This window comes from Adlercreutzia muris, from assembly GCF_041223505.1.
GTDB lineage: Bacteria > Actinomycetota > Coriobacteriia > Coriobacteriales > Eggerthellaceae > Adlercreutzia > Adlercreutzia muris.
The window spans coordinates 208,668-218,740 of sequence record NZ_JBCLQK010000002.1; the positions used below are offsets into that span (position 1 = coordinate 208,668).

The window sequence follows — 10,073 nt, forward strand, 5'->3', positions numbered from 1 at the left end:
CAGAGGAATCAGGAGAGCCCCAGCCATGGGGCTCTTTTCATGTCCGAGCGCCTTCCGAGCGGTTCAGCCGCGACGCTGGGACGGTTTGCGGACGGTCGCCCGCGACGCTGGAGCGCTTTGGGGGCGGTTTCGGGCGATGCGGGGTCGGTGCGCGGCGGGTATCAAGTGCGAATTTGCCACGTCATTTCTACGGTTTTGGGAATGCATAATGCTGGTGTTTCCAAATGGCGGGAGATGACATGAGAATGAGCAAGACAACTATAGCGGGCATTGCATGCGGCGTCGTCTGCGCGCTGTGCGTGGGCCTGTACTTGGCAAGCGTTCGAGGCGAGGTCGACGAGGCCCGGGCTGCGGCCCTCGAGCGCTACGGTGGCGACCAGATAGAAGTGTGCGTCGCGAAGCGGGATTTGGCCGCCGGCGAGGTGGTGGACGGAAACGCCATCGTCACGAAGCTGTGGGTGGCCGATCTTCTGCCCGACGGCGCCGTGACCGATGCCGCTCAGATCGTGGGGAAGCGTCTGGGGTCGAGCATCGTGAAGGGCGAGGTCATCACCGTGCGCCGTACCGAGGCTGCGGCTGCCTCCCTGAGCGTTCCCACGGGGAAGGCCGCCATCAGCGTGCCTGCCCGGGCGGTGCAGGCCGTTGGTGGCTCGGTGGAGGCGGGCATGACCGTCGACGTGTACGCGACGGGGCCGGTGTCCACGACGAAGCTTGTGGCTGGCGCTCTCGTGCTGGCCACAAGCGCGGCAGCCGAGGGCTCTGCGGCTGCTGCCGAGTGGGTCACCCTGGCTGTCGATCCCGAGCGGGTCCAGGAGATCGTGGCCGCGGCCCAGAATCTCGAACTGTACTTCGCCTTGCCGGCCATCGGCGACGGTACCGAGGCGACGGCCGCCGATGGCGAGGCCGCGGATCTCGGGGTGCCGGCGGGGCAGGCCGCCCCCGCTGCCTCAGAGAACGGGGCAAGCGCCGTCGCTGATGATGCGGCGACGGCGGCCTCCTCGGATGGCTCGTCGGCTGGGATCGACGGGGAGGTGGCCCGATGAGCGCGCCGCTTTGCATCCTGTGCGCCTGCGGCACCGACCTTGCCGAGCCTCAGCGCCTGGGTCTGGCGGCGGGAACGCCCCTGGAGGCGCCGTGGCTCAAGACGTACCGTAGCGCTGCGGAGGCGCGCGCCGCTCTCGGCCGCGAGGATGCCGTGGCGGAGGTCTGGGTCGCATCGAGCGAGGAGGTGCAGGCAGTCAATCTCGCCGCGGCCCTTAAGGGCGATCATCCGCAGTACGCGGTGTTCCTCGTGGGCGACCAATCCGGTTCGACCCGCTCTCGGGCCAACGCCGCAGGGCTCGACGGCGTGCTGGGTCCCGGCGAGTTTGCGGCTCGCTTTGAGGCCGCTGCCCGGAAGGGCGTCGCACCCGACGGTTCGCAGATGGTTGGGCGGTGTGCGGAGAGCTGTCACGAGGCCGCCGTTTCGGCCGCTGGGGGAGACGGCGCGCGTCCGGACGGGGGATTCGACGCCTCTGGGGCCACCTCGCGCGGCGGCTCTCCCTCCGGGGGCGCTCCAGGGCGCCCGACGGGCTTCCTTCTCACCGTGGTGAGCGGCAGCGGTGGGGCCGGCAAGAGCACGGTGGCGGTGCTGGCGGCCCATCTGGCTGCGCGGCGCGGCCTGCGCACGGCGCTGCTCGACGGCGATCTCCAGTTCGGCGATCTGCACGAGCTGGCCGGCCCGTGCCCGGCGTTGTCCATCGAGGAGGCTGCGGCCGACCCTGCGGCACTGGCCGCTCTGGCCGACGAGGCCCTTGTGCTCGTCTCGGCCCCGCGCAACCTAGAGCGGGCCGAGGCGGTCGGTGACCTTTTCGAGACGGTGGTAGCGCAGCTGGCGGCCCGCTTCGATCTGGTGGTTGTCAACACGGGCGGCAGCTGGAGCGATCTCCATGCCCATCTGCTCGAGCAGAGCGCGGCCTCGGTGTTCCTCGTGGACCAACGGGCGTCCTCGGTGCGGGCCTGCCGCCATGCTCTCGATCTGTGCCTGCGCTGCGGCATCGCCACAGGGTCGTTCCTGCTGGCCGTGAACCGCTGCGGCCGCCACGCACCCTTCACGTCCATCGACGTGTCAAGTGCTCTGCACGGTGCCCACGTGGCCGAGCTGGCCGACGGCGGTCCCGAGGTGGAGGAGCTGCTCGGCGCGGGTCTCGCCTCAACTTTGGCCGCCTCGGGCAACGGACTGTGCGCGAGTGTCGAGGCTATGCTCGACGAGCTGCTTCCCACGGCGGCCCGCGGTGTTCCGGCCGCGGCCCAGGAGAGCGTCATGGCCCGTTTCGGTCTGGCCAGGTCCCGGGTCCGCGAGCCGCGGCGCTCGCGGAGGGGCCGTGCTTCCCGCCGGCGCGACGCGGCCGCTCCGGCGGCCTCCGAAGCCGTGAAGCGATAGGCGGTGATCCCATGGCATTTCTTGAAAGGGTCCAATCTATCGAGGAGGCCCAGCGCCGAGAGGACGATGGCCGTGCAGCACGGAGCATGGAGGCTCTGCGGGCCGCCGTCGGTGAGATCGTGCCCCTGGATCGGGTGGCGGTCATCGTGGGGGAGAGTCCCGAGCGGGCCCGCAACGAGATACGGGCGGCCTGCCGCCGGCTCGCCACGCGGGAGCCCTGGCGCGACCTCGATGCCGCGGTGTTCCGGGGGCTTGTGGACGGCCTCATCGACACGGTGTTCGGGCTTGGGCCCCTCGACGCTCTCATCCGGGACGAGTCGGTGACCGAGATCATGGTCAACGGGTCCCGCAGCGTGTTCGTCGAGCGCGACGGCCGCCTGATCCCCTCTGAGGTGTCCTTCGAGAGCGACGAGCAGGTGCGGGCTCTCATCGATCGCATCCTCGGTCCGCTTGGCCGGCGCATCGACGAATCGTCGCCACTGGTCAGCGCCCGGCTACCCCAAGGCCATCGGGTCCATGCCGTCGTGCCGCCCTTGTCCATCGACGGCCCCTGCCTCACGATCCGCTCCTTCACGCGTCGGGCCATGACGTTGGGCGACTTGCGCGCTCGTGGCTCTTTCGACGGCTCCGTGGAGCGCTTCCTCGTCTGGGCGGTGCTCGCACGGAAGTCCCTGGCGGTGGCCGGCGGCACGGGGAGCGGCAAGACGACGCTGCTGAATGCCCTGTCCCACCATATTTCCCACGAGGAGCGCGTCATCACCATCGAGGACGCCGCGGAGCTGAAGTTCGATGGCCATCCCCATGTGGTGAGGCTTGAGGCGCGGCCGCCCAATGCAGAGGGCACGGGCGAGGTCACCATCCGTGAATTGGTGGTCAACGCCCTGCGCATGCGTCCCGATCGCATCATCGTGGGGGAATGCCGCTCCGAGGAGGCCATCGACATGCTTCAGGCCATGAACACGGGGCACGAGGGTTCGCTCACCACGCTTCATGCGAACTCGCCCCGCGAGGCGGTGGATCGCCTTGTGACCATGGTGCGCTTCGGGGTCGATCTGCCCCTCGACGCTATCGAGGCCCAGATCGGCAACGCCTTCGATCTCGTGGTGCAGACGGCCCGGCGTCCCGGCGGCGAGCGATGCGTATCGGAGATCGCCTCCATGGCCTTCGACTTCGAGCGGCGCCGGTGCATGCTGACGCCGCTCTACCGGCGGGAGGCGGGCCAGTCTGAGGGCCGCTGGCTTGGTTGGCCGCCCTGGATCGAGGAGCTTGTCTGGACGGGCATTGCCGATAAGAAGGAGGTGAAGGCATGGATCCGCTCACTGGATATACGGTTGTCGGCGTAGCAGCCTCGGGTGCGGCGGGATTTCTGCTCGGGCGCGACTGGCTCGGGCGCAGGGATCGGCGCCTGCGGGCCCGGGCGCTGCTCGCTGCCGACGGCGCGGGGTCTGCTTCGTGGCTGGAATGGCGGCTTCGCCACGGCGTCTTGCCGTTCAGGCCCGTGGCCCGAGGGCTCTTGCGCCATGGAGCGCCGGCCCGGTGGGCCGACGGCGCGGTGATCCTCTGCCGAGCCCACGGTATCGACGCTGCGCCAGAGGCGGTGGCATCGTGCGCCTTGGCCTTTGCCACGGGATCTGTGGTCCTGGGGTGGGTTCTGACCGGTTCCCCGGTTTTCGGGGCGGCCGTGGCCGGAGGCGCCGCCGTCGTTGCGGGCGGTGTCGCCCGGGCCGATGCCGAACGGCGCCAGAATGCCCTGCGCGACGAGGTGCCCGATGCCCTCCGATCGCTCGGAGTGTGCTTCCGGGCCGGGCTCTCGCTCATGCAGACCCTGCGGCAGACAGGCACCGAGATGAAGGGCCCGCTGGGGGCACTGTTCCTCTCCTCGGCGCGCATTTTGGAGACCGGCGGCGTGGCAAGCGAGGCCCTTGCGGTCTTCCGTCGTCGCAGCGACGTGTCCGAGCTGGCCTTCGTGGCCGTCGCCCTCGATGTGCAGCACACTTGTGGTGGCAGCCTCGCCCCGGTGCTCGACGCCGCTCGGGAATCGGTGGAAGGGGAAATCGAGCTGGCGCGCTCACTGCGGGTCCAGACGGCCCAGGCGAAGCTTTCGGCTCGCATCGTCACGGCGATGCCCTTCGTGCTCGCCGCGCTGTTCTCCCTCATGAGCCCGGGCTTTTTGGGGCCGTTCGTGGAAAGCGTCCCCGGCATGGCCCTACTGGCCATGGCCCTGGCCATGCAGGCGGCCGGGGTGCTCATGGTTCAACGGATGCTCGATGTTGACGGGAGGTGAGGTTCGTGGATTGGGTCAACGGAGTCTACGGGGCCGGTGCGCTGCTCTCGGCCGGAGCGGCCGGTTGGTGCCTGTGGCGGTGCGGGTGCGTCTGGCAGCGCCGAGCCCGCCATCGGGCCGCTGTCCGTCCGGACGGCAGCCAATCTCTGCGTCGCGAGGGGCGGAGGAAGGCCGAGTCCGTGGACGAGCGCATCGTCGCCTATGCGGCCTATCTGTCGCAGCGCATGGACAGCCCGCTTGCTGTGCCCTGGACGCCGGCGTTCCTGCGCGATCGCCCCAGCACCCAGAGCGCCGCGACTGCCGGCATGGCGGGACGGTTGACCGATGGGGGCTGCTGGGAGGCCCGGGTGCGGCTGGCCGTCGGGGGTCTGCTGGCAGGATTGCTGGCTGGCGGAGCGATCTCGGTCGAGCTGGGCTGCTGCCTGGCAGCCACCGGAGCGCTGACGGGGTGGCAGGCGCTGCCCTGGGCCCTGCGCCACCGCGCTCGGTGCCGGGCGGAGGCCATGGAGCGCGATCTCTCCGAGATGCTCGATGTGGTGGCTCTCGGCATGCGCAGCGGCATGTCCTTCGATCGCAGCCTCGAGCTGTACACGGGGCATTTCAGCACGATGCTCGCCGACGCGCTTGCCGATGCCCACCGCCAGTGGTCCTGCGGCCTGGCATCGCGCGACGAGGCCCTGCGCGCCGTCGCCGCCTCCTATGACTCGCCGCTCTTCGAGCGGGTGGTGGAGAACGTCGTCCGCTCCCTGCGGTTCGGCGCCACGTTGGCTGACAACTTGGAGGACGCGGCGCGGGAGGCCCGCAGCGGGTACAAGGCCCGCAAGCAGGAGCAGGTGGCGAAGGCCCCGGTGAAGATGATGGTGCCCACGGGCGTACTCATCTTGCCGGCCATGCTCATACTCGTGCTCGGCCCCGTGCTGCTGGAACTGGCGGGAGGCTTCTGATGGGCCCCCGCGACAACAAACGACATGATGGTAAACGACATACCGAGAGAAGGGACATGACCGATGAAGCTTTGGAAGACCGCGACGTGTCGCATAAGGCGTCTCAAGAAAACGGTGGACGAGGAAACGCGGGCCCTGTGCGCGAGCCTGCACGGAAAGCTGGCGAGCACTCGGGGCCAGGGCACCACGGAGTACGCCATCCTCGTCGGCGTACAGATGAGTGGATGATAGCTAATTCAAACCACGAAGATGCACGGTCAGCTTTATCTGGCGGTTCTTTCTTGCCTGGTCGATTTCCTCATACTCAATTTTCTCAACGAAACGCTTTAGGGCGTTGTTCTTCAACTCCGCATCGACGCTCTCATCCCTCAACAGCATCAGGGCTTCGCGGGTCGTGAATGCTATCTCGTCTGGGTCAACCATCTTGGCGGTCAGCTCATCGTGCTTCTCCCGTAACTGCTTCACAAGAACGTCCGACGCCTCTCTTCGGTCTTTGAACTCATAGACCGTTATCGCATCGGCGTTGAACAGCTCTATGAGCTTGTCCAGCTTCCGCGACTCGTCGGCCAGGGTTCGCTCGATGGCCTCAATCTCGGATGGGTCGGTTCCGCACTGGACGCTGCCAGTCTCCAGCTCCGTGGCAACCTCCTCCAGGGCATCGCATAGGCAGTTCATCACGTAGTCAAGGCGAATGCTCTTGCACTGGCATTCGGTGTAATAGGCATGGTGCAAGCGGTCATAGGGCTTCCGCTGCTTGTTCCTGACCGTCTGCCTGATGAGTGCACGCCCGCACTTACCGCACACAATGAGTCCAGCGAGCGGGTTCTTGATGCCCAAATTGCGCTTCACGGGAACGCCCTCGAAAGCTCGTTTGTTTGCAAGCTCCCAGGCTTCTTCGGTCACAAGCGGCTCGTGTTTGCCCTTGACTAGGACGTACTTGCCCTCTTCGCTAACGGTGGTCTTCTTGACGAACTTCAATCCGTCGCGTGACACCACGCGCTGCCTTCGATAGCCGTACCTGACCATGCCTTTGTACACAGGGTTGGAGAGTATGGTGCTTATGCGCGATGATACCCACAAGCACCCAAATCGCGTCGGTATGCCAGAATCATTCAGATGCCTTGCGATTGCGCCCTTGTTGAGGCCGTCGCAAGCCAGCTTGAATATCAAGTGAACGATTGGTGTCTCCTTGGCGTTGGGGGTCAGGGCAGATTTGTAGGGCACCTTGTCGTAGCCGTAAGGCGGCTTTGAGCCCTGGTAGTTCCCGTCCTTCGCGGAGCGTATGTTGCCGCCGTGCAGGCGTTCGCGGATATGCTCGAACTCGATGTTGGAGACGAACATCTGGAGCTTTAGCTGCTGGGCGTCGTCGGGGTTGTTTGGGTCGTAGTCCCTGTTGGGAGTTACTACCAACGTGTTGGTATATTTGAGCGATGACAGGATGAGGCCGTATTCCATCGGGTCGCCTCGTCCAAGGCGGTCTACTGCGTGAACGATGACGCCCAGGCAGTAGGGGTCGGCGATGTGGTCAAGCACCTTCTTGAACTCGGTGCGCTCCTCTATGCTCTCGCCGCAAACAAGCTCGCGGTATATCTTTGCGATTGGGTAGTGCTTGCGCTGGGCAAGCTCTGTCAGGGTCTTCTCGTGTATCGCAAGCGTCTCGAATTGGCCGTACTTCTCCTTCTCGGCATCTGCACGGGACTTGCGTAGATACATGATGTAGTAGCCCTCTTGGCGGCGTGCCATGATAAAATGCTCCTAACAACTGGAAGCGAAAGGCGAGTGCTCGCATTCGCGTTCCTATGGTGGAATAGCTTTCGGTTTGTCTGCGAAGCCTCGCGCAGGGTTGCCGCCCTTATGCGCGGGGCTTTTTACTTCAATAGGTCGTCAACGGCGTTGCCAAGCTGCACCTCCTCGCTGTGCCTCTCCCAAGTTCCATCACCCATCATGTCCTTAGACAGGACGGCGAGGCCCACGTTCGCAAGCTCCGCGTAGACCTGCTCCAGGGGAGTCTCATGCGTGATGCCCGTGGCGGGGTCTGTCATCAGCAGGCTCTTGACGGTCTCGATGGCGTCAACGTGTTTGTCGGAAAGCTCTATCTCGAATCGGAGCGTTTTGGGCATGATGGCTCCTACTTGTAGGTCACGAGAACGTGATAGCCGATAGCCTTGCTGCTGACGCCTTGTCCAGGGTCGCACTCGAACTTTACGTCAAGCACTTGCAGACCAGCGGCCTGCATGGCAGAAAGGATTTCGTTTGCCTGGGTGTTGAACTTGGCGTCGCCACCCATTGCCATGGTATTCCCTGCGCTCCCGAAGCACACGAACATGGCCACGTGAATGTAGCCGTCCTGTTCTGGAATCTGCTTCAAGATGTCCTTGGCTGTGTCCTGCGCCACGTTGGCGCGAACCGACTTCATAAAACCCATGGTTTTCCTTTCCCTAGAACCTGTAGTTAAACGGCGCGAAAGTCCATATCACCTTGCCAAGTACCGACACGTCCCTGCCCTCGTCCTTGCTGTAGTCGAACGTGATTGGCTGAATCGTGGGGTCATAGGAGTTGGGCAACAGGCGTATGCCATCTTCTAACACCTCGATGGCTTTTACTGTTGCAGTCTCGTTGTCGATGCTCACGGCATATGGGTCGTGGTCATTGGTCGGCTCGGTTTCGTTAAAGTCAACGACGACGAAGAAGCCATCATAGATGCCTCCGGCGTTGAAGGAGTTGCCTTTTATTTGGAGGACTCCCAAGCGGTGCCCTGGATGCTCGTTGACTATCTTCGACGGCACCAAGTAAGTGTCTTCGGTATCAATCATTTCAATGGGCGTTCCCGCTGCAATGAGACCATAGAAGGGTATTTCTATCCAATTCTCCCTACGTGAGTCAATGTGAGAATCATGGTCGGGATTGAGGAAATCTGACAAGCGCAGATTGTAGACAGAGGCAATCTTAGCAATTCGTTCTATATCTGGGGCGTTACTGCCTTTCATCCAGTTATATACAGCCTGCTTCGTTGCTCCAATTTTATCTGCAAAAGCCTTGGGGCTTCCTTCATGTTCGACCAGAGCGATTATCTTTTGCTGCACGTTTTTCCGAACTTCTGCCATGTCTACCTCCTTTCTCTTTCCAGTGTAGCTAAAAATGCTTAAAAAGTAAAGAAATCCTGATTGACAGTACAGAAATAATGTACTATTGTGGGTAAAGTAAACCTATACCGAAGGGAGGTGCAGTAAAGATGGTTTACCAAAGGATTCGGGAATATCTCGAAGAAAACGGCATCACGCAGGCGTTTATCGCAAAGAAGACTGGCATGACCAAGCAGGCGTTGTCCGATTCTCTTCGCGGTGAACGCAATCTCACCGCAGAGGAATACTTCTCGATTTGTCACGCACTGAACGTTGATGTCAACACATTCGACCTGGCAAAGGCTGGATAAAGAAAGGAGGTGCCACGTGGCAGAGAAGAAGCATCGTCTGGTGTTGACGAGCGATGAGCTGGCAGCAGTCAAGGACGCTCTTTTGAAGTTCGTTCTTGATGGTTGCGAGAAGCCCTACCTCTACTCCAACAGCCAGATGGAGACGGTGCCGACCGCAGCCGATGTTCTGCTCACCCATTTCGGGGGATGACATGAATGCGGCACCACCTGATTCGGTCGTCTTCGAGAAAGGCACACGCGAAGTCAGGTGCAAGAACGGAATCGTCACCGTGATTGCCCCCAGGGACATCACATTGGGCGAGATACACAACGGACTAGAAAGGATGGTAAGGAATGCAGCAGAGAAACGCACCGCCGCTCAATGCGCAGGGTAGGCAGATTGTCATGCCCCCGCAAAAGGCAACGCGCCCCCAGTTGGTTGGTCGCCGCAGGGACGCGCATAAGCCTGTGAGACGTAGGAAGCCCGCTCACGCCAAAGATTATACCAGCGCGAAGGACTGCGCAAAAGTGGCCGCAGTCGTCTTCGCAGGTTTTCTCCTCATGTACGCAGTCACCTGGATTTACGGTCATTTTCGTTGGGGATGGTCGCTGTGAAGCCGATTCCCTCCCCGCATACTAGGACGAGCTTGACCAAGACGGGAGAGCGCATCAACAACGGGCGCAGGCTCATCGAGCGCACCGCCCGATGGATGGAAGGCAACAAGTCGGCCTTCTTCGCAATCTACCGCTACGTGAAGACCATGCAATCGGAAGAGAACTCTGGCCGCGTCCGCGACAGGGTTGCCGCATGGTGCGTCGATAACCTCATCAAGGTCGGCGACGACGATTTCAGGTTCAGCAACGACTTCTGGGCTGGCATCAGCCGATACCTCGTTATTTATGACGACTCGCTGCTGGAGGCCCCAATCATCTTCCGCGATTCAGACATCGACTGCTACGGGCTGCTGCCTGTCAGCTATCTCCCGACGACACACCGAAAGGACGTTTAAC

Annotated in this window: 12 protein-coding genes; 8 read left to right on the forward strand and 4 right to left on the reverse strand. The window is 63.1% G+C overall.

Translation table 11 applies throughout. The features are described from left to right. Positions 1–245 precede the first annotated feature (245 nt). Genes cpaB through AAK988_RS03005 form a run of 5 tightly spaced genes read left to right on the forward strand, consistent with a single transcriptional unit; the run spans position 246 to position 5,650 of the window. Positions 246–1,043 carry a Flp pilus assembly protein CpaB gene (gene cpaB / locus AAK988_RS02985; protein WP_369872758.1) on the forward strand — a complete coding sequence of 266 codons (798 nt, stop codon included), beginning with the start codon at positions 246–248 and terminating at the stop codon, positions 1,041–1,043. Beyond that, positions 1,040–2,422: a CpaE/TadZ family protein gene (locus AAK988_RS02990; RefSeq protein ID WP_369872760.1), complete on the forward strand. Its 1,383-nt coding sequence runs from the start codon at positions 1,040–1,042 to the stop codon at positions 2,420–2,422. The genes cpaB and AAK988_RS02990 overlap by 4 nt, the downstream gene beginning before the upstream one ends. Before the next feature lie 11 nt (positions 2,423–2,433). After that, positions 2,434–3,765, forward strand: coding sequence for a TadA family conjugal transfer-associated ATPase (locus AAK988_RS02995; RefSeq protein WP_151430232.1), 1,332 nt, complete (start codon positions 2,434–2,436; stop codon positions 3,763–3,765). Beyond that, positions 3,729–4,706, forward strand: a complete 978-nt coding sequence (locus tag AAK988_RS03000; RefSeq protein WP_369872761.1) for a type II secretion system F family protein — start codon at positions 3,729–3,731, stop codon at positions 4,704–4,706. Before AAK988_RS02995 ends, AAK988_RS03000 begins: the two co-directional genes overlap by 37 nt. Positions 4,707–4,711: 5 nt before the next feature. Further along, positions 4,712–5,650, forward strand: coding sequence for a type II secretion system F family protein (locus tag AAK988_RS03005; RefSeq protein ID WP_240806238.1), 939 nt, complete (start codon positions 4,712–4,714; stop codon positions 5,648–5,650). Positions 5,651–5,881: 231 nt separating this feature from the next. On the opposite strand, the gene AAK988_RS03010 is transcribed toward AAK988_RS03005, so the two are convergent. The 4 genes from AAK988_RS03010 to AAK988_RS03025 form a co-directional block, all read right to left on the reverse strand. Further along, positions 5,882–7,393, reverse strand: a complete 1,512-nt coding sequence (locus AAK988_RS03010) for a recombinase family protein (RefSeq protein WP_369872764.1) — start codon at positions 7,391–7,393, stop codon at positions 5,882–5,884. A 125-nt stretch (positions 7,394–7,518) separates the two neighbouring features. Beyond that, positions 7,519–7,770: a hypothetical protein gene (locus tag AAK988_RS03015; protein ID WP_276927236.1), complete on the reverse strand. Its 252-nt coding sequence runs from the start codon at positions 7,768–7,770 to the stop codon at positions 7,519–7,521. An 8-nt stretch (positions 7,771–7,778) separates the two neighbouring features. Beyond that, positions 7,779–8,075, reverse strand: coding sequence for a hypothetical protein (locus AAK988_RS03020; protein ID WP_276927234.1), 297 nt, complete (start codon positions 8,073–8,075; stop codon positions 7,779–7,781). Between the two features lie 13 nt (positions 8,076–8,088). After that, positions 8,089–8,754, reverse strand: a complete 666-nt coding sequence (locus tag AAK988_RS03025) for a LexA family protein (protein WP_276927232.1) — start codon at positions 8,752–8,754, stop codon at positions 8,089–8,091. A 128-nt stretch (positions 8,755–8,882) separates the two neighbouring features. Here AAK988_RS03025 and AAK988_RS03030 point away from each other — a divergent pair, with 128 nt between their 5' ends. The 3 genes from AAK988_RS03030 to AAK988_RS03040 all read left to right on the forward strand — a co-directional run bounded on the left by AAK988_RS03030 (position 8,883) and on the right by AAK988_RS03040 (position 10,072). After that, a complete protein-coding gene (locus AAK988_RS03030) occupies positions 8,883–9,083 on the forward strand; it encodes a helix-turn-helix domain-containing protein (RefSeq protein WP_276927230.1) in 201 nt (66 codons plus the stop codon). 16 nt (positions 9,084–9,099) lie between these two features. Further along, entirely contained in the window at positions 9,100–9,273 is a 174-nt protein-coding gene (locus AAK988_RS03035) for a hypothetical protein (protein WP_276927228.1), read from the forward strand. Between the two features lie 436 nt (positions 9,274–9,709). Beyond that, complete coding sequence (locus AAK988_RS03040; protein WP_369872765.1) at positions 9,710–10,072, forward strand: hypothetical protein; 363 nt, start codon at positions 9,710–9,712, stop codon at positions 10,070–10,072. Position 10,073: the final 1 nt, after the last annotated feature.

Excerpts from the sequence above, each read along its gene's own strand:
- AAK988_RS03025 (WP_276927232.1), bottom strand. The coding sequence starts at position 8,754 with ATGGCAGAAGTTCGGAAAAACGTGCAGCAAAAGATAATCGCTCTGGTC.
- cpaB (WP_369872758.1), top strand. The coding sequence starts at position 246 with ATGAGCAAGACAACTATAGCGGGCATTGCATGCGGCGTCGTCTGCGCG.
- AAK988_RS03010 (WP_369872764.1), bottom strand. The coding sequence starts at position 7,393 with ATGGCACGCCGCCAAGAGGGCTACTACATCATGTATCTACGCAAGTCC.
- AAK988_RS02990 (WP_369872760.1), top strand. The coding sequence starts at position 1,040 with ATGAGCGCGCCGCTTTGCATCCTGTGCGCCTGCGGCACCGACCTTGCC.
- AAK988_RS03020 (WP_276927234.1), bottom strand. The coding sequence starts at position 8,075 with ATGGGTTTTATGAAGTCGGTTCGCGCCAACGTGGCGCAGGACACAGCC.
- AAK988_RS02995 (WP_151430232.1), top strand. The coding sequence starts at position 2,434 with ATGGCATTTCTTGAAAGGGTCCAATCTATCGAGGAGGCCCAGCGCCGA.
- AAK988_RS03000 (WP_369872761.1), top strand. The coding sequence starts at position 3,729 with ATGGATCCGCTCACTGGATATACGGTTGTCGGCGTAGCAGCCTCGGGT.
- AAK988_RS03015 (WP_276927236.1), bottom strand. The coding sequence starts at position 7,770 with ATGCCCAAAACGCTCCGATTCGAGATAGAGCTTTCCGACAAACACGTT.
- AAK988_RS03030 (WP_276927230.1), top strand. The coding sequence starts at position 8,883 with ATGGTTTACCAAAGGATTCGGGAATATCTCGAAGAAAACGGCATCACG.